Annotated in this window: 19 protein-coding genes and 2 pseudogenes; 12 read left to right on the forward strand and 9 right to left on the reverse strand. The window is 68.4% G+C overall.

Going from position 1 to position 16758, the window contains the following annotated elements; translation table 11 throughout:
- Positions 1 to 22: 22 nt before the first annotated feature.
- Both OG607_RS44615 and OG607_RS44620 read left to right on the forward strand, forming a co-directional pair.
- Complete coding sequence (locus OG607_RS44615; protein WP_405736292.1) at positions 23 to 673, forward strand: uridine kinase; 651 nt, start codon at positions 23 to 25, stop codon at positions 671 to 673.
- A gap of 74 nt (positions 674 to 747) precedes the next feature.
- Positions 748 to 1556, forward strand: a protein-coding gene (locus tag OG607_RS44620; RefSeq protein ID WP_405736294.1) for an IS5 family transposase whose coding sequence is annotated in 2 segments (ribosomal slippage) — positions 748 to 1065 and positions 1068 to 1556 — 807 coding nt in all. Because the reading frame shifts where the segments join, the coding sequence is not laid out codon by codon here.
- Between the two features lie 183 nt (positions 1557 to 1739).
- Here OG607_RS44620 and OG607_RS44625 read toward each other — a convergent pair.
- Positions 1740 to 2348 carry a TetR/AcrR family transcriptional regulator gene (locus OG607_RS44625; RefSeq protein ID WP_405736297.1) on the reverse strand — a complete coding sequence of 203 codons (609 nt, stop codon included), beginning with the start codon at positions 2346 to 2348 and terminating at the stop codon, positions 1740 to 1742.
- Positions 2349 to 2405: 57 nt separating this feature from the next.
- Here OG607_RS44625 and OG607_RS44630 point away from each other — a divergent pair, with 57 nt between their 5' ends.
- From OG607_RS44630 to OG607_RS44640, 3 genes are all read left to right on the forward strand, one after another.
- The gene (locus OG607_RS44630; protein WP_405736299.1) at positions 2406 to 3305 is read left to right on the forward strand and encodes an alpha/beta fold hydrolase; all 900 of its coding nucleotides are present in this window, start codon (positions 2406 to 2408) and stop codon (positions 3303 to 3305) included.
- Positions 3265 to 3510 carry a transposase gene (locus tag OG607_RS44635; RefSeq protein ID WP_405736302.1) on the forward strand — a complete coding sequence of 82 codons (246 nt, stop codon included), beginning with the start codon at positions 3265 to 3267 and terminating at the stop codon, positions 3508 to 3510. Before OG607_RS44630 ends, OG607_RS44635 begins: the two co-directional genes overlap by 41 nt.
- Positions 3511 to 3825: 315 nt before the next feature.
- Positions 3826 to 4440, forward strand: a complete 615-nt coding sequence (locus tag OG607_RS44640) for a dihydrofolate reductase family protein (protein WP_405736304.1) — start codon at positions 3826 to 3828, stop codon at positions 4438 to 4440.
- Positions 4441 to 4516: 76 nt separating this feature from the next.
- On the opposite strand, the pseudogene OG607_RS44645 reads toward OG607_RS44640, so the two are convergent.
- Positions 4517 to 4644, reverse strand: a pseudogene (locus OG607_RS44645) (VOC family protein); the annotation flags it as partial.
- A 69-nt stretch (positions 4645 to 4713) separates the two neighbouring features.
- Here OG607_RS44645 and OG607_RS44650 point away from each other — a divergent pair.
- The 3 genes from OG607_RS44650 (at position 4714) to OG607_RS44660 (ending at position 6704) form a co-directional block, all read left to right on the forward strand.
- Positions 4714 to 5403: a 2-phosphosulfolactate phosphatase gene (locus tag OG607_RS44650; RefSeq protein WP_405736307.1), complete on the forward strand. Its 690-nt coding sequence runs from the start codon at positions 4714 to 4716 to the stop codon at positions 5401 to 5403.
- A 461-nt stretch (positions 5404 to 5864) separates the two neighbouring features.
- Positions 5865 to 6131 carry a hypothetical protein gene (locus OG607_RS44655; RefSeq protein WP_405717672.1) on the forward strand — a complete coding sequence of 89 codons (267 nt, stop codon included), beginning with the start codon at positions 5865 to 5867 and terminating at the stop codon, positions 6129 to 6131.
- A gap of 141 nt (positions 6132 to 6272) precedes the next feature.
- Positions 6273 to 6704: a hypothetical protein gene (locus OG607_RS44660; RefSeq protein WP_405736309.1), complete on the forward strand. Its 432-nt coding sequence runs from the start codon at positions 6273 to 6275 to the stop codon at positions 6702 to 6704.
- Positions 6705 to 6799: 95 nt separating this feature from the next.
- On the opposite strand, the gene pknB is transcribed toward OG607_RS44660, so the two are convergent.
- The 3 genes from pknB to OG607_RS44675 all read right to left on the reverse strand — a co-directional run bounded on the left by pknB (position 6800) and on the right by OG607_RS44675 (position 9742).
- Positions 6800 to 8671 (reverse strand): Stk1 family PASTA domain-containing Ser/Thr kinase, encoded by a 1872-nt coding sequence (pknB, locus tag OG607_RS44665; protein WP_405737470.1) that lies wholly within the window; start codon positions 8669 to 8671, stop codon positions 6800 to 6802.
- 176 nt (positions 8672 to 8847) lie between these two features.
- A complete protein-coding gene (locus OG607_RS44670) occupies positions 8848 to 9285 on the reverse strand; it encodes a transposase (RefSeq protein ID WP_405736311.1) in 438 nt (145 codons plus the stop codon).
- Positions 9239 to 9742 (reverse strand): hypothetical protein, encoded by a 504-nt coding sequence (locus tag OG607_RS44675; RefSeq protein ID WP_405736314.1) that lies wholly within the window; start codon positions 9740 to 9742, stop codon positions 9239 to 9241. Before OG607_RS44675 ends, OG607_RS44670 begins: the two co-directional genes overlap by 47 nt.
- Positions 9743 to 9876: 134 nt before the next feature.
- Between OG607_RS44675 and OG607_RS44680 the strand changes: the two genes are divergently transcribed.
- Entirely contained in the window at positions 9877 to 10212 is a 336-nt protein-coding gene (locus OG607_RS44680; protein WP_405737472.1) for a hypothetical protein, read from the forward strand.
- A 211-nt stretch (positions 10213 to 10423) separates the two neighbouring features.
- Entirely contained in the window at positions 10424 to 11887 is a 1464-nt protein-coding gene (locus OG607_RS44685; RefSeq protein ID WP_405736317.1) for a sulfatase, read from the forward strand.
- Between the two features lie 212 nt (positions 11888 to 12099).
- Here the strand turns inward: OG607_RS44685 and OG607_RS44690 are convergent, their stop codons facing one another.
- Both OG607_RS44690 and OG607_RS44695 read right to left on the reverse strand, forming a co-directional pair.
- On the reverse strand, positions 12100 to 12396 hold the full coding sequence (locus OG607_RS44690) for an ArsR/SmtB family transcription factor (RefSeq protein ID WP_405736319.1): 297 nt from the start codon (positions 12394 to 12396) through the stop codon (positions 12100 to 12102).
- A 146-nt stretch (positions 12397 to 12542) separates the two neighbouring features.
- Positions 12543 to 13685 (reverse strand): alpha/beta hydrolase, encoded by a 1143-nt coding sequence (locus OG607_RS44695; RefSeq protein ID WP_405736321.1) that lies wholly within the window; start codon positions 13683 to 13685, stop codon positions 12543 to 12545.
- Positions 13686 to 14110: 425 nt separating this feature from the next.
- Between OG607_RS44695 and OG607_RS44700 the strand changes: the two are divergent.
- A pseudogene (locus tag OG607_RS44700) lies at positions 14111 to 14305 on the forward strand (pyridine nucleotide-disulfide oxidoreductase); the annotation flags it as partial.
- An 80-nt stretch (positions 14306 to 14385) separates the two neighbouring features.
- Here the strand turns inward: OG607_RS44700 and OG607_RS44705 are convergent.
- Together OG607_RS44705 and OG607_RS44710 are read right to left on the reverse strand one after the other, a co-directional pair.
- A complete protein-coding gene (locus OG607_RS44705; protein ID WP_405736323.1) occupies positions 14386 to 15078 on the reverse strand; it encodes a L,D-transpeptidase in 693 nt (230 codons plus the stop codon).
- 362 nt (positions 15079 to 15440) lie between these two features.
- Entirely contained in the window at positions 15441 to 15944 is a 504-nt protein-coding gene (locus OG607_RS44710; RefSeq protein ID WP_405736325.1) for a hypothetical protein, read from the reverse strand.
- Positions 15945 to 16394: 450 nt separating this feature from the next.
- On the opposite strand from OG607_RS44710, the gene OG607_RS44715 reads away from it, so the two are divergent.
- Positions 16395 to 16703 (forward strand): hypothetical protein, encoded by a 309-nt coding sequence (locus tag OG607_RS44715; protein ID WP_405736328.1) that lies wholly within the window; start codon positions 16395 to 16397, stop codon positions 16701 to 16703.
- Positions 16704 to 16758 lie beyond the last annotated feature (55 nt).

Genomic DNA, 16758 nt, shown 5'->3' on the forward strand with positions numbered 1-16758 from the left:
CACCTCCGGAGACGGGTTGTCGATGCGTCTGCATCCAGGCGAGACCGAGGCCGTTGGCTGGCGGGTGGTGACTGTGCTCGACGCCGTCCGGCAGCTGCGCGATGCATCCCCCGACGTCACCGGACGTCCGCGGGTGATCGCGATCGACGGCCGGGGCGGCGCCGGCAAGACGACCTTGGCCGAGCGGCTGCGCAAGGCGGTGCCCAACTCCTCCATCGTGCACACCGACGACATCGCCTGGGAGCAGGCCTACTTCGACTGGGGCGCCATGCTCGTCGAGAACATCCTGCAACCCCTGCACCGGGGTGAGGCGGTGGACTTCCGCCCTGGTGCCTGGATCACCCACGACCGGCCCGGATCGATCACCATCCCCAACGGTGCCGACTTCATCTGGGTCGAGGGCACCGGCATCATCCGCGAAGAGCTTGCCCAGTGGTTGGACGCCTCAATGTGGATGCAGGGTGACCTCGACGAGCAAGAGCGCTTGTCGGTCGTCCGCGACGGTGACACCCCCGAGCAGCTGGAGCACGTGGCGAACTGGCTGCTGGAGGAATTGCCGTTCATGTTGCGAGAACAGCCGTGGGCCCGAGCCACCATGATCGTCGCCGGCCCTTCGCAGATCGACCACGACCCGGACACCGAGTTGGTCGTCGCCCCGCCGACCAGCCCTTAGAGCTCGTAACACGATCTTGTTGAGCGGTCCTGGTCGGGCGTGACTGTTGTGACGGTCTGATCGTTCGGGTGGGTGTGACGACTCGGCCGTGGATCGTGGACGACGGCTTGTGGGCGCTGATCGAGCCGTTGCTGCCGCCTTGGCCCGAGCGGTCTCCGGGCCCGAAGCCGGTGGCGGACCGGCTGTGTCTGCAGGGCATTCTGTATGTCCTGCACCAGGACTTCGCTTGGCAGCTCCTGCCCCTGGAGCTGGGGTTCGGCTCGGGGCAGACCTGCCGGCGGCGCCTGGACCGCTGGCAGCAGGCAGGCGTCTTCGACCGGTTGCACCGCATCCTGCTCGCGGCGCTGAACGCGGCCGGCGAACTCGACTGGACCCGCGCGTGCGTGGACGGCTCCCACGTCCGCGCCAAAAAGGGGGAGACGCGACCGGTCCGTCACCGGTCGACCGGCGGAGGACTGGCAGCAAACACCATCTGATCTGCGACGGGAAGGGCACTCCGCTCCACGTCATCACGACTGCGGCGAACGTCAACGACATCACGCAGACTCTCGCACTCGTCGACGGCATCCCGCCGGTGGCCGGGCGTCCGGGCCGTCCCCGCCGACGCCCCGAGTCCATCCTGGGTGACAAGGCGTACGACTCCCGGGTAGTCCGCCGTGAACTGCGCACACGCCGGATCATGCCGGTCATCTCCCGCAAGGGCGCCCCGAACATCAAGAGCCTGGGCAAACTCCGCTACGTCGTCGAGCAGGCCTTCGCCCTCCTCCACCAGTTCAAACGCCTCGCCATCCGATGGGAACGACGCCTCGAACTCCACGACGCCTTCATCTCCCTGGCATGCAGCCTCATCTGCTGGCGACGCCTCAAGAAGGCCCACCCATGACCCTGTTACGAGCTCCAAGAGCCCGAAGACCGAGGCGGCTCAGGTCAGCTTCTTCCCCCGGTGGGACGATTTCGTCGCCCGGGTCGGCTCAGCCCCTATGAGGGCTGGGCCGAATCACTTCCTGCCAAGCCGCCGGCTGCCCCAAGGTCTCTGCAGATCCATTGGCGACGGAGTCGTTCCCGCCTATCGCGGCCCCGACGGTTCGGCCGGTCGATTCGGCGGAGCCTTGGCATTCTTGGCGGCGGCTGCCGCGACGGTCGCCAGGTCTTCGCCCGAGAAGCCGGCGCGGCTCAGCACCGCCAGAGATTTGTTCGTCGCCAGCGTGCACAACGCCAGCTCTGCCGCCTCCTGCTCACCGGCCCCCGCCGCCAGCAGCGCCTGCTCCAGCCTCGCCCGCAAACCGTCGATCATGGCGCGGACCATCGCCCGTCCCTCCGCGTCAAGCGCCGGGAACTGCGTTGCCGACACCGTGAGCAGGCAGCCATCCGGGACTGTCGGGTCGGCGATACGGTTCAGGGCGACCTGCAGGAAGGCGGCCACAACGGCGCTCGGGCTCGGGTGGGGGCCGGACAGTGCCTGCTCGTACAGCGGGTGGTAGGTCTGCGCGTACCGTTGGAGGCTTTTCCGGAAGAGGGCGCTCTTGTCGCCGAAGGTGCCGTAGAGCGAGCCCCGGCCCAGGCCCGTGCCCTCGGTCAGGCGATCGATCGAGGCCTCCGAATAACCCCAGCGCCAGAAGACGTGCATCGCGCGTCGTAGCGCCTCGTCCACGTCGAATTGCTTGCGTCCTGCCATGGTCCGTCAGCTTACACATCTTGTACCGATCGTTCAAAGATGTGTATGGTCGCCGGCATGACAAGCTTGAGTTCGCTGCGGCTGCCTGACGGATTCCTTGACGTCTTCACCAGCCGGCTCGTGGAGGTGAACGGACTGCGGCTGCACGCGGTCACCGGTGGGGACGGCCCGGCGCTGCTGCTGGTCGGCGGGTGGCCCCAGACCTGGTACGCCTGGCGGGAGGTGATGCCCGCACTCGCCCGCCGGCACACCGTCGTCGCCGTCGACTCGCGCGGGGCCGGGCTCTCCGACAAGCCCGACGACGGGTACGACGCCGGCACGCTGTCCGCCGATCTGGTCGCGTTGATGGCCGCGCTCGGGCACGACCGGTTCGACGTGGTCGGCCACGACATCGGTACGTGGACCGGATATGCCCTCGCCGCCGATCACCCCGAGCGGGTGGGCCGGCTCGCCATCCTCGAAGCAGTGATCCCCGGTCTCACGCCGTCCCCGCCGTTCTTCGGCCCGGCCGCGGTCAACCTGAAGCTCTGGCAGTTCGGCTTCAACCGGCTCACCGACCTCAACGAGGAACTGGTCCGGGGACGGGAGCGGCTCTTCTTCGGCTGGCAGTTCGCCACCAAGGCCGCCACGCGGACCGCGATCCCCGCGTACGCCGTCGACGTCTACGTCGACGCGATCACCGCGGATCCTCGCGCGCTGCGGGCGAGCTTCGCGTACTACCGGGCGCTGGACGAGACGATCGCGCAGAACGAGCAGCGCAGCAAGACCCGGCTGACGCTGCCGGTGCTCGCCGTCGGCGGCGCGCTGTGGAGCGGCGCGAATGCCGCCCAGACGATGCGGCTGGCGGCCGACGACGTCACGGGGGTCGTCCTCGACGACTGCGGCCATTACCCGGCCGAGGAGCAGCCGGCGCGGTTTGTCGAGATCCTGGAGGACTTCCTCGCGGCCAACCGGTAGCAGGCACGCCACACAGCTGAACTTCGCGAACGACGTAGCGGAGCTTCACAAACTCCGCTACGTCGTCGAGCAGGCCTTCGCCCTCCTCCACCAGTTCAAACGCCTCGCTATCCGATGGGAACGACGCCTCGAACTCCACGACGCCTTCGCCTCCCTGGCATGCAGCCTCATCTGCTGGCGACACCTCAAGAAGGCCCACCCATGATCCTGTTACGAGCCCTCAGGTCGGCTGGCCCACCCGCAGAGCGCGGGCGAGCGGTGGCCGTCCTCGGCAGTGGTCCCGACGGATCGTGGCGTACAACTCGATCCTCGCCTCCGAGTTCCCCATACAGGGACCTGGCCGGAGCTGCTCACCGCCGGGGGAGCAGCGGCCGGTCGGGGCGGCAGACGGGGCAGGCCGTCGCGTCTGCCGACGGGCGCGGACGCATTGACAGCGTGCCATCGAAGTCTGAGTGGCGCAGGTTACACGCACTTCATGCGTGAGCGATGAGTTCGGGCGGCGGATCGGGTCTGCCCTGGTATGAGTCGAATCATCGCTGACATCTCGGTCTCCCTCGACGGCTTCGTCACCGGGCCCGATCCCGGTCCGGACAATGGTCTGGGCACCGGCGGCGAGGCCCTGCACACCTGGGCGTTTTCCGACGACCCCGAGGACCGCCGGGTCCTGCGCGAGGCGACCGCCCGTTCGGGCGCCGTCGTCCTCGGCCGCCGGCTCTTCGATCTGGTCGACGGGCCGAACGGCTGGGACGAAACGTCCGGCTACGGCGCCGGCGAGGTCGGCAAGCCCGCGTTCGTCGTCGTGACGAGCTCGCCGCCGGAGTCGGTGCGGCTCAGCGACCTGGACTGGACGTTCGTCACGACCGGTCTGGCCGATGCCGTCACCGCCGCGCGCGAGCGCGCCGAGGCGGCGTCGTCGGACAGCGGCAAGGACCTCGACGTCGTCCTGATGGGCGGCGGCGCCACGGTCGGCTCGGCGTTCGACGCCGGGCTGGTCGATGTGCTGACGCTGCACCTCGCGCCCGTCGTGCTGGGTGCCGGGACGCCACTGTTCACCGGCGGAGTGCCACGCACGCTGGTGCAGCGGAGCGTGACCTCGACATCGACCGCGACGCACCTGACCTACGGCATCCTCTGACGACATCGTTGCGGGAACGTCCCATCGAGCAGTCAACGGGGCCCGATGGGGCGCCGCACGGTCCCCTCGGCAGCCGTCAGCAGAGCCGGTAGCTGTCCTTGTACTGCACGGGCTCCCCGACGAGTTCCGCGCCCCGTGGGTGCGCAGACGGGCAACGACGTCCTCGATGTCGTCGACGGCGAACATGATGCGACGAATGCCCAGCGAGACCGTCGATGTGACGCCCATCACTCTCCGGGTGCTTCGGGTCGGGCAAGCGCGATCATGATCGGAATGGACGCTCGTTTCCTTGGCATCGCTGATCTGGTCGAAGCCCCGTCCGTGGCGGTCGTGGTCGACGTCATGCGTGCTTTCACGGTGGCTGCCTGGGCCTTTGCCCAGGGGGCGGAAAAGATCGTGCTTGCCGAGTCGCTGGACGAAGCCCTGGCGCTCAAGGCTCGCCACCGGGATTGGGTGGCGCTCAAAGACGGTCCGCCCGCGCCCGGGTTCGACACCGTCAACTCCCCGGGCCTGCTGCGGTCTATTGACCTTGGCGGACGGACCGTTGTGCAGAAGACCACGGCAGGGACGGTCGGCGCCCTTGCGGTCAAGGAGGCGCCGCTGGTGCTGTGCGCCAGCTTCGTGGTGGCGGAGGCAACGGCTCAGCTCTTGCGGACGAGCGAGGGCGACAGTGTCACGTTCGTGGTCACTGGCGACGATGGGCAGGCCGATGAAGATCTGGCGTGTGCTCAATACATCGCTCGGAGGGCCACCGAGGCTGGGACGGATGCTCCTGAGTTCCTCCGCCGCGCTGCCGAGTCGCGCGCCGCCGCCGAACTGGCGGAGGGGGTGCGTCAAGGAGTCCATCCTGATGACGTCGCGCTCTGTCTTGAGGTCGACCGGTTCCCTTTTGCCATGGTGGCGACCTTGGAAGGCTCGCTCATGGTCCTGCGTCCACGCGCGATGCCTTGCGGAAGTCCATGAGCTGATCGACCTCTTGCGCGGCCTGGGTCAGCCGTCCTTGAGCTTGGTGTTCTCTGCCTCGAGCCGGGCGATCCGGGCCTCACGGGGGCCGGGGATTTCGCCGGCGTCTTGGCGGGCGACGGGTCTTGATGTCGCGCAAGAGGAGCCGGTCCACGGCGGGCGTGCTCGGCCCGGGACGGGCCGGTGACCGGGGTAGTGGTCGGCCTGCGTAATTGGTGCGCAGGCATCACTTGTAGCCCGTCCAGGGGTCGTTCTGACGATGCCCGGGCAGTCGTGGCTGTCCTTGGCGACAGGCATTGGGCATGACTGCGAGTCGCATTTACGCGTGGTGAAGGGCCTGCGGATCTCGGGGCGGGGCCGGACGGGTGAAGCCGTCGGTGGGAGGCAACCGGCAGGCCGCCGGGGGCTGTCCTGCACGGCAAGTCCGGTCGACATCGTCCGAGATCCGAGAGGTAAACCTGATGAGCCTTCTCTACACTCCGCAGCAGTCGGTCAGCGGTGACTATTTCCTTGCCCCGCCGGCCGCCGCCCCTAGCGCGGCCTGTGCCCTGTCCGCCACCGACGCGCGCTGGGTCGAGCTTCATGCCGCGCTCATTTCGGCGGGCGTGCCCCCGCAGCCGGGGGACGGCTCCGCGGTGCACACCATGGCGCGCCGGCTCGACGACGCCACGGTCAGCGCGGTCGTCGCCTGGATCGACAGTGCGGCCAGCCTGGCTCAACCTCACTGAGCCGGGCACGTTTCCTGCGTCGTCATCTGCTGCCTGCCAAAGAAGTCCGTGCCACCGGCCTACGTCGAACGCCTTCTGTCCGAGTTCCTGGAGGTGTCGCGGGTCCGGCAGCGGCAGATGAGTGGTGACAGGCTCGTTGTCATGGGTCTCCCGTGGGCCTGGGTGGACAGCGAGCCGGAGGTGGAGGCGCGGCGGATGAAACCGCTGCGGGACGTGCGGGACGGGGCGCCGCGGTTCCGCCTGCTGTTCCCGCATCCGACTCCGGATGTGCAGCGGCGCCTGGACGACGGGCTCGGCCTCCTGGAGGACTGGCTCGTACGCGAGGGCAAGCTCAAGCACCGGGCTCCCCGCGACATCGCCTCGGCGGTCACGCGGACCGCCGAGGCCGTCGCGGACCTGCTGCCAACCGATGGGTGGCGGGTGCGGCTGGTGGGTCCGTGCCGCCCACCCCGGGCGAGGCGGAACTTGTCGCTGGTGCTCTATCGGTTCGGCGAAGAACTGGCGAAGCATCGCTGGTGCACTGCCGAGGCCAGGCTCGTACCGGGCCGAACCTGTACACCTCGTACTCCTTGAGCCGTAGCGACCGGTCCTCGGCGACTGCGTTCGCGGCCGAGGACGCCGGCTGGTGGTCGAGGACGATGCTGCGCGTGGCAGAGGGCTGGGCGGCTCTACCCGGTTGAGGCCGAGGGGGAGGGGGTTCCGGTCGAGGAGTCCCCGCTCTGCGATTGGGTGGTGAGGGTCACGGTGCCGCCGCTGGCGACATCGCTGCCCGGGGTGGGATTGCTGGCCGTCACCAGCGCGTCGGACTCGGCGGAGGAGCCGGACGCCAGGGCGACCTGAAGCCCCAGGTCGTTCAGCGCGGTGCGGGCGTTGGTGAGGGTCATGCCGATGAGGTCCGAGGGCACCTGGACCGTCGCGGCCGCCTTGACCACGTCCACGTCGACGGCCGTACCGGTCTTGACCTTCTTGTCGGGCTGGATGCTCTGGCCGACGACGGTGCCCGCCGTGGCGCTCGAGTCGACGTCGGTCGTGCTGCCGAGGACGAGGTCGTTGTCTTCGAGCCGTTTCTTGGCCTGGCTGACGGTGAGGCCCGTCAGGTCGGGGACGGTGGACTTGTCGGCGGCCTTGGCGACCTTGAGGGTGATCGTGGAGCCCTTCTCGGCCTTGGTGCCGCCCTCCGGGTCCTGGCTGAGGACGGTGCCGGGGTCCTTGCCGGACACGACGTGTGTGCTCTTCACGTCGAAGCCCTTGTCCTCAAGGAGGCTCGTGGCCGCGTCCTCATCCTTGTCGGTGACGTCCGGGACCTTGACCTTCGGGGCTCCGGTGGACATGACGAGCGAGACGGCCGAGCCCTTCTTGACCTCGCCGCTCGCCGGAGACTGGCTGCACACGTGGCCCTTGGACTGGTCCGCGCATGGTTTGCTCGCGGTGACGCTGACCGTGAGATCCGCGTTGTCCGCCATCTTCCGGGCGTCCTTCAGCGTCTGGCCGACGAAGCTCGGCACGCTGACTTCACTGGCGTCCGTACCATTGCCGCCGAACAGGAGCCGGCCCATGAGGACGGCGCCGACGATCACCACGACGGCCGCCACGACCAGGAGCACCTTCGACTTCCTGCCCTTCGGCTGCCCGGGCTCTTCCGGGGGGTCGACGGCGGCGAGCTTGACCGTGGCGTTGTCGGTGACGGCGGCGGCGCCGATGCCGGCGGCGGCGACCGCCCGGCCGTCGAGGCAGGCCTCGATGTCGGCACGCATCTCATCGGCCGACTGGTAGCGGTAGGCGGGGTCCTTGGCGAGCGCCCGCAGCACGATGGCGTCGATCTCGGGGGTGAGCCCGGGGTCGTACACGCTGGGCGGCTGCGGCTCCTCCTGGACGTGCTGGTAGGCGACGGCGACCGGGGACTCGCCGATGAACGGCGGCCGCACGACGAGCAGTTCGTACAGCAGACAGCCCGTCGAGTACAGGTCGGAGCGCGCGTCGGCCTGCCGGCCGAGGGCCTGCTCCGGCGGCAGGTACTGGGCGGTGCCCATGACCATGCCGGTCTGCGTCATGGCCATGCTGGGGTCGTCCATCGCGCGGGCGATGCCGAAGTCCATGACCTTGACCTGGCCCTCGCGCGTCAGCATGACGTTCGCGGGCTTGATGTCGCGGTGGACGATCCCGGCGCGGTGCGAGTACTCCAGCGCCTGCAGGATGCCGACGGTCATCTCCAGGGCCGCTGAGGGCAGCAGCTTACGGCCGGAGCGCAGCAGGTCGCTCAGAGTCGAGCCGTCGACGTACTCCATCACGATGTACGGGATGGAGACACCCTCTATCCAGTCCTCACCGGTGTCGTAGACAGCGCCGATGGAGGGGTGGTTGAGGGAGGCCGCCGACTGGGCCTCCCGGCGGAACCGCGCCTGGGAGGTGGGGTCGTGGGCGAGGTCCGCGCGCAGCGTCTTCACGGCGACGGTCCGGCCGAGCCTGGTGTCGTGGGCGAAATACACATCGGCCATGCCACCGCGGCCGAGAAGCCGGCTCAGTTCGTAGCGGCCGCTCAGGACATACGCCGGCCAGGCCTGGGCGGCCTGGGTCGGGGCGTCGTAGGTGTATGACGTGTCCGCCGGGTAGGAGGTGTCCGCCGGGTAGGACGTGTCCGCGTAGGGCGTCTGCGGGTATGACGTGTTGTCCGCGTACGACCCATCCGCGTACGGCGTGCCATCGGATCCGACGGGGTTCACGTGGCGTCCCCCGAAGAGGTCAGAAGGTCATGGCGTCTTGGGGCTTCGAGGCTGGCGGACTTCGTCACTGCGGTCCCTCTGTCGGGCGGACGTGTCATCGGAAATACTTGCACACCGCTGAGAAAGGAATGAAACAGACCCCACGAGGGGCCCGGCTCCATGGCCAGGGCGTACGTGAAATCGATGCGGCAGCGGACCGCTTCCGCTGCCTGAGCGTCCGGCAGACCGAGCAGGAACTGCAGCACACGGACGGCGGCCAATTGGGCGGGCGTGATGCCGGGGCGTCCGTCGAGCGGGGACCAGCCCGCGAAGTCCTCGTCGCGCCACAGCCCGTCCAGCCGGAGTAACAGCGCCGAGCATGCCCGCTGATCACGCTCAACGCGTCGGCTAGAAGAAGCCGAAGAATCGATCCCACCAGCTGGGCTGCCACGCATCCTTATCCCAAGGACGAAGCTGGCTCTCCCCGTCGTACCGGAGATTGAGCACCTCTTCTGGGACCACCACGTACCCCAGGCCGATGAGCGCTTGCTCCACCCTTGCAAGGTCTCCGGCGTCCAGCTCGCCCTCCGCCTGAGCGTCATCCGTGCCGAAAAAGGCACCGGGATTGTCGGCCGACACCAGAGCCAGAGACCCGAACTTGCTCACGCACACCATGATCCGAGTCCCGCACACCGTCGCCTCTGCGGGGACAACGACGCGACCGTACTCACTGGAGTCCTGAGTGTCCCGCTCAGCCGTGCAACTCGTCCCGAAGTCGCTCTCCAGCCTGAACACCAGACGTCCGAACGGCACGGCAGCTTCGCTACGGCTGTAGCCCATGGGCCACTCCAGCCACTTCGGGTCGTCGAACCGGCGCAACAACGTCATCAGATCCGGTTCGCTCTCCACCATCCGCCCATCCTGGCGCGAGAGGCCAACGCTGGTCCACGTAGTTCCTGGCGCCGCCGGAGCCCGACATCAAGCATTCAAGTTCGGTAGTCGCGGGCCCGCGGCGAACGGCGCTGGCCGCGCCGGCCGACGGGGAACTGCGCGGCTTCGCGGTGATGCGGGACTGCAGCGCTACCTCGCGGATCGGGCCGCTGTACGCGGACTCGGCCGAGGTGGCGGCCGCGCTGGTGGGAGGAGTTTCCGCGGCCACGCCGGGCAGGTCCGTGGGGATCGATGTGCCCGACATCAACACCGCCGCCGCGCGCTGGCGGAACGGTTCGGCCCGGGACCGTCCTTCGAGACCGCGCGCATGTACAACGGCCCGGCCCCGGAGATCGACCAATCCGGCCTCTACGGCATTGCGGGCCTCGAACTGGGCTGCCTCGTCTGCCGGGGTGCCCTTGCCCTCGGCCACCGTGTGGACGCCGTCTTGACGGTCCGGTCGTCCCGCTGGCAACGTCGTCGCCATGGTCTCTGGCGCCGGCCACCACCACCTGGGCACGCCTGCCGTGTTCGTGGGGCGCGGCATGTCGATCTGTGCCGGCAGTCCAGCGCCATCTGTAGCTGACCCCACGGATCCTCTTCCGTTCCCTCCCGCCGCGCGCCCACGCGCGTTCCCCTTCATCTCCGGCCTGAGGAAGACGCATGTCCGAACGCTCCCTTTTGCCCTCCTCCGATGCCCGGGACGGTTTATCGCGCCGTGCGCTGGGCGGTTTGATCGGTGGTGGCGCACTGTCCGCCGTAGCCGGGACGGCCGCCGCTTCGCCGGCCGTCGCCAGTACCGGTACGACGGCCGAGCAGCCCTTCCGGGCGCGCACCGGCGCAAGCAGCGGGCGGCGGCCCAATCTGCTGGTCATCCTCGGCGACGACCTCGGCTGGGCGGACCTCTCGTCGTACGGCGCACCGCATATCAAGACCCCCAACCTGGACCGCCTCGCCCGGCAGGGTGTCCGCTTCACCGACGCGTACGCCGGATCCGCGACCTGCTCGCCCACCCGGTTCAGCCTCTACACCGGCCGCTATCCGGGCCGTACCAAGGGCGGGCTCGCCGAGCCCATCGCCAACCGTACGCAGGGACTCGACCCCACGCACCCGACCCTGGCCTCGCTGCTGCGGACGGCCGGCTACTCCACCGCGCTCATCGGCAAGTGGCACTGCGGCTGGCTGCCGGACTACAGCCCCACCAAGTCCGGTTGGGACGAGTTCTTCGGCAACCACGGTGGCGCACTGGAGTACTTCTCCAAGCTCGGCCAGCTCGGCGACTACGACCTCTACGAGGGCGACGCCACCTACCAGGACCTGCGCTACTACACCAACGTCCTGACCGAGCGGGCCGTGGAGTACATCGGCCGCGACCACGCACAGCCCTGGCTGCTCAACCTCAACTTCACCACCCCGCACTGGCCCTGGCTCGCCGAGGGCGACGCGGAGACCGGCGCCGGGATCGCCGCGAAGATCCGCGCGACCACCGACGTCGGTGAGATCTTCAGCGCCCTCGGCCACTTCGACGGCGGCTCTGTCGCCAAGTACACCGAGATGGTGGAGAGCCTGGACGCGGCCGTCGGCGAGGTGCTTGAGGCGCTGCGCCGCTCCGGCCAGGAGAGCGACACCCTGGTGTACTTCGCCAGTGACAACGGCGGCGAGCGCTTCTCGTACAACTGGCCCCTGAGCGGTGAGAAGTTCGATCTTCTCGAAGGCGGCATCCGGGTGCCGACGATCGTCCGCTGGCCGGGGCGTATCGATCCGGGCCAGGTCAGTCACGAGCCGAACTTCTCGCCCGACTGGACCGCCACCTTCCTGGAACTGGGCGGCGCCAGGCCGGCCCCGGCCTACCCGCTGGACGGCACCAGCCTGGCGGGATATCTGCTGCACGGCCACGCGCCCGGCAAACGCGACCTCTTCTGGCGGGTACGGGCCAACCGGGCCTTGCGGCGCGGCGATTGGAAGTACTACCAGGACGCCGACGGCACGGACCATCTGTTCGACCTCGCGCGGGACTCCCGCGAGCAGGCCGACCTCGCCTCCGACCGGCCGGAGCTGCTCGCGGAGTTGAAAGCGGCCTGGGAGAAGACCGGCGCGGGCCTGCTGCCGTACCCAACGGCTGGGTGAACCGGCGGCCAGCGCCGGCGAACACGCCACGGTCCTGCGCGAAGCGGGACTGATCCGCACCTTGCGGCACCGCAATACCGCGCTCCACAGTCCCACCGGACTCGGCGTCGCTGTGTTGAACACCCCACCCCGGCGTTGGCGACGCGGGCTTACCCTTTGCGGGGCCCGGACTGCCCCGCCGCCACCCGTCAAATGGGGCTCCGCCCAGGCGGTCAGGACGGCGCCTGCGGCTGTGGCTGCGCTGGTGCGACCGGTGGCGTGACGTCCCGATCAGCGCCTGACCCCCGCAACAGCGACGCACCGAGCGGCGTCATCGTGTGCAGCACGTTTGTCGCGTCCCGATGGCTGCTGATCAGTCCCGCATCGCGCAGCGCTGTCGTGTGTTGGCTCACAGCCGACGACGACACCCCCGCGGCCCGGGCCAGTTCCCTGGACGGGGACTTCGGCTTGAAGACCCTGGCCGCGATAAAGGGTTTCCAGACGTGGGACAACAACAGGGGGTGCAGCATAAAGCTCACCGTTGACGGCAAGGTCGGTAAGCACACGTGGAGTGCGCTGCGCTCCGACGACGGTTGCCCGACCGTCTGAAATCGCCCGCACCAATTCAGGGGCCCGGCAGGTGAATTCCTGCCGGGGCCCCAATCCGTTCCGTCGGTCAGAGTGTCCGCACCGGTTGCGGCACTCCTGATGGGCGCCCAAGGGTGGCGGCATTCGATTCCGGCGCGGGAAGACGGGCGCTGAGCCAGGGCAGCACGGTCGGGTACATCCGCTGCCATGTGTGCCAGTTGTGCCCGCCGCTCGCCAGGACGAGAGCCGTCACAAGGGTCGGCCTTCGGGCCGCCAGACGAAGGGCCTCGATGTTCACGGGCGGGCTGGACCGGTCACCGGAGGAGGTGGCAAGAAGCAGTGACACCCTCGGCCGGCGGTGCCGGACAAGCCATAGCGGGCTGTTGAGCCGGCGTGCCGTCGGCTGTGAGATCACATCAGGGTCGCCCGCCATCGCGTCCGGGTCCAAGCTGACGCCTGTCCGGAAGATGTCCGGGTACTGCAGGGGCAGTTTCGCGGCACACAACCCGCCTGTGGAGATGCCCATCAGTCCCCAGCCACGCGGGCCGGAGATCGTACGGAATCGGTAGTCGACCAGGCCTCGAACGTCCTTCACCAGCCATGTGGCGTTCTTGGCGGGCCCGATGTCACTGCAGTCCGTGTCGACATACCCGGGGTTGATGACCGGCAGGACCAGGATGAACGGCTTGACCCGGTCCTCCGCGAGGAGTGCTTTGACCACATGCGGGAACCCACCGGCCTCGATCCAGGACTCGGGGGAACCGGGTACGCCGTGGAGGAGCATGACCACGGGAAATCGGCTGTGGCGGTAAGCCGGTTCGTCGTACTGCGGCGGAGTCCACACCCGTACCTGGCCGGCCAGATGCGAGGCGTGCCCGCGGAAGTAGGTGGTGAATATCCCGTCGCTGCCGCGGGTGAAACGCGCGCTGATCGCCGGGGGCCCCGCCATGCCTCCGGCCTGCGTCAGCTCTGTCTTACCTGTGGTGCCGAGCAGATCGCCCCACGAGGTGTACAGCCCGAACCCGTCGTTGATCCACCCGGCCACGGCCGCGATGGCCGTCACCTGACACAGGCCGATCAAAAGCAGCCGGGCCAGCCAGACCATGAAACGCCGCACGCCGGACCTCGGGCGCCGCGGCACCTGCGACGGCCACAGGAACAGCGTGCCGAGCACGACAACGGTGCACAGGGCGATCAGAAGGGCCAGCAGCGCTGTACCGGTCAGTGACATGCTTCCCTCCTTCTCACCGGTGCCCCTGCGAGGTACTCCGCGCAGCGGGGTGGCTCGGCCACCCGTGCGTGACGGTCCACACATCGCGGTTCAGGATGGTGGCGTCGGAGACGGTATTGCGTCGCACGGGAGCCCATTCTCAGCGTCATCACGATTACAGGACGCTACGGAGGGGATGTCTGGCTTCTGCGGCTGCGGATACACAGCGCCCGCACAGGCGCCCGGCGGTTGTGTAACGGCGGGAATCGGCTTCGTTCACTTTCAGCGACAGCGTTCGTCGATGAGTGTCAGCAGCAGTTGGCCATCAACCTGCTTGGGAATGTTCACGAAAGGCCGTCGCCCGAGGCAACGTGGCCTGACCCGGCGACTACCCGAACGACCAGTCCTCAGCCCGCGTCGCGATGACAAGGACGGCTCGCCGCGACCTGCACTTCTTCGAGTCCCCGACCGAGATCCTCGGCGAGGACGGCCAGGTCACCGCCCTGCGCACCGAGCGCACCGAACTGGACGGCACCGGCCGCTTCCGCAACTGGCCGCTGCAGGCGTTCCACCTGTCCGAGGAGCTGCCCAACCTGCCCGTCGACCCGGCCTCCGGCACCGTCCCGCACGAGGCCGGCCGCGGGCCGCCTCACGTCGCCCGCCGAGCCCGGCGAGATGCTCGACGCGGGCGGTGCGTAGGCGCGGCTCCCGGAGCGATCGGTCAGGTTCCCGGTTTGCGGCCGTAGATGTAGACGTCGTCGCCGTTCTTCAGGAGGCTCCAGTACGTCTTCGCGTCGTTCTTGCGCATGTTGACGCATCCGTGCGATCCGGGCGGTGCCCAGACGCTGAGGTCGACCTGGTGGAAGGCCTGGCCTCCGTCGAAGAACTGGCTATACGGCATCGCCACGTTGTAGACGGACGACACGTGGTTCTTGTCCCGCCAGTAGATCTTCTTCGCGCCGGTACGGGTCTCGTAGCCGTTCCGTCCGGTACGGACCGGGACCGGGCCGTACTTCAGCCGGGAGCCGTCCTGGATCCAGCTGATCTGGAGGGTGAGGTTCACGCAGGCGATGCGGCCCTTGTTGGTCGGGCACTTGCCGGCCTTGTTCGGCTTCTTGCCGACGGCCTTCTGCTTGTTCATCAGGTCCATGACGCCCCAGGTGATGGACCCCGCGTAGCCGACGTTCGGGTAGATCGAGTGCTTGGTCTGGAACGCCCTGATGGCCTTGCAGTCGGCGGGCGACTGCCGTCCGTCGACCGGCCGCCCCAGGAACTTCTCGACCTGCTTTTGATAGGGCCCGGTCTTCGTCGTACAGGAGGCGGCCGACGCACTGCCCCCGCCGATCACCACCACGGCGGGAGCCAGCAGCCCGACGGCCGCCACCGCCCCCGCCTTTCTCCGTATGTCCCTCATGACGTCCGTCCTCTCCGTGGTCGCCTCTCCTGGGAGACACGGATCAGCACACGATGGTTGCAAGGGACGGCGACCGGGCCCGGAACCGAGTGCGACCCGCTCCTGAACGCCCAGGACTGGCCCTGTCGTCCGGGCCGGCGCGCTACCAGTGGTGACCACCTTGTGAGACGCGGTGAGGTCCCCGTCGACCGGATGGCGACCTGTCGCGACGCGTGCCCCACGATGGGGGGCAAAGCCGAGAGACCGCTCCATGACCATGACCAATGCAAGGGTTTCGTCATGGGACTTGCGCTCCCGTAGGTGCCTGCCTGCCCGACACTCCCAAGACGCCCGGAGAACCACGTTATCGACGGATGTCCAGCCTATGGCACCGGCTCACCGAACTGATTTGGGGGAGCCGGCCACCCTCCCGGCCGTCTGTTCAAGAACTGCTTTGCCGCCTCGACCGCTTCTCTGTTGAGCTCCTCGAAGGAGACTCCCCAGCTCTCCTCCCAGCCGTCCAGGTTGGCCGCGCTGTGGACAAGTGGTTCCAGCTCTTCGGGGTCGGCGAGGTCATAGGCGATGTCTGCACAGATGAGGTGGGTGCCGGTGGCGGGATCGAGGGATCCGTCGGCGATCTGACCGGCGATCCAGTAGGCCATCGCCCACTTTGCGACCCGGGGGTCAGCGGGTGGGCGGAAGAGTAGTCCCAGTTCCTCCAGCACTTGGTCGAAGAGCGCTGGCGCTTCGGGCTCTTCGCTCCGGAGGAGGCTGGCCAGCATGGCGAGGGATGGGCACTCGACCCCAGCGATCAGTGCGTCCAGCCCTGTCTGGCCGAGCACCTCGGTGTGTGTGCAAGCTGGACCGACAGCGGCCTCGAGTTCCATCGGATTGAGGGGATCGAAGTAGCGGGCCTCTTCGGTTTCGCCGAAGCAGCGGATGTCTCTTTCACCGCTGAGCTGTACTTTCCCCGCCGGTGCCTGTGGGATCTCCGATGGGGTCCTCCCTGGGAGGTCGAGGCGGAGGTCGTAGTCTCATGCGATCGGGAAGTGGACTGCGGCGGCCATACTGTCGCCGAGACGGCAGGTACCTTCCCTACGCCTCTTGAGGCAGCCAGAGGGCTGGTAGAAGCGACTGCCTGGCTGCTTGAACGGGGTGCCACTGAACCTCTGGCTTCGTGGCGGTCCCGGGATGATGCCCGCTGCCACAACCTGATCGGGTAGAGCCGGGCCTTACGCTGATGGGAACGTGCTACTGCGTAGGCTGCGCGGGTGATCGTCCGATGCATCAAAATCATCCGGCCCGGGACCTCGACGGTAGTAAGCGAGCATCCGGGTGTGCGGGTCGGCGAGGAGTACCCGGTCCTTGAGGTTTTCGCCACCCGGACCCGGGTCCTGTTCCGACTTCCTGACCGGAGCACGAGCCGAGACGCGATCGACTCCCCGGGGCTGTGGGACGCGGACATGTTCGAGGTCGTGTCTGATCGGATGCCGACTTGTTGGGTGGCCGGGCTGAACGACGGCAGGCTGACGCTGGCGCCTCGGGAGTGGCAGCGACCGGGTTTCTGGGAGGCCTTCTTCGATCACCTGCCGGATGCGGTGGCCGAGTACGATCGGCTCAAGGCCCAGATCACCGCGGAGGCGTGACGACCTGGCCCAGGGCAGTGACCCCGTCCTCGCCTTGGCCGACTTGGGCTCGTAG

Origin of the sequence: Streptomyces sp. NBC_01537, assembly GCF_045040445.1 — a bacterium.
Taxonomy (GTDB): Bacteria; Actinomycetota; Actinomycetes; order Streptomycetales; family Streptomycetaceae; genus Actinacidiphila.

Coding starts and splice junctions, on each gene's coding strand:
- OG607_RS44615 (WP_405736292.1), top strand. CDS start 23: ATGCGTCTGCATCCAGGCGAGACCGAGGCCGTTGGCTGGCGGGTGGTG.
- OG607_RS44625 (WP_405736297.1), bottom strand. CDS start 2,348: ATGGCAGGACGCAAGCAATTCGACGTGGACGAGGCGCTACGACGCGCG.
- OG607_RS44630 (WP_405736299.1), top strand. CDS start 2,406: ATGACAAGCTTGAGTTCGCTGCGGCTGCCTGACGGATTCCTTGACGTC.
- OG607_RS44640 (WP_405736304.1), top strand. CDS start 3,826: ATGAGTCGAATCATCGCTGACATCTCGGTCTCCCTCGACGGCTTCGTC.
- OG607_RS44650 (WP_405736307.1), top strand. CDS start 4,714: ATGGACGCTCGTTTCCTTGGCATCGCTGATCTGGTCGAAGCCCCGTCC.
- OG607_RS44655 (WP_405717672.1), top strand. CDS start 5,865: ATGAGCCTTCTCTACACTCCGCAGCAGTCGGTCAGCGGTGACTATTTC.
- OG607_RS44660 (WP_405736309.1), top strand. CDS start 6,273: ATGGGTCTCCCGTGGGCCTGGGTGGACAGCGAGCCGGAGGTGGAGGCG.
- OG607_RS44670 (WP_405736311.1), bottom strand. CDS start 9,285: ATGCGTGGCAGCCCAGCTGGTGGGATCGATTCTTCGGCTTCTTCTAGC.
- OG607_RS44675 (WP_405736314.1), bottom strand. CDS start 9,742: ATGGTGGAGAGCGAACCGGATCTGATGACGTTGTTGCGCCGGTTCGAC.
- OG607_RS44685 (WP_405736317.1), top strand. CDS start 10,424: ATGTCCGAACGCTCCCTTTTGCCCTCCTCCGATGCCCGGGACGGTTTA.
- OG607_RS44690 (WP_405736319.1), bottom strand. CDS start 12,396: ATGCTGCACCCCCTGTTGTTGTCCCACGTCTGGAAACCCTTTATCGCG.
- OG607_RS44695 (WP_405736321.1), bottom strand. CDS start 13,685: ATGTCACTGACCGGTACAGCGCTGCTGGCCCTTCTGATCGCCCTGTGC.
- OG607_RS44705 (WP_405736323.1), bottom strand. CDS start 15,078: ATGAGGGACATACGGAGAAAGGCGGGGGCGGTGGCGGCCGTCGGGCTG.
- OG607_RS44710 (WP_405736325.1), bottom strand. CDS start 15,944: ATGGAACTCGAGGCCGCTGTCGGTCCAGCTTGCACACACACCGAGGTG.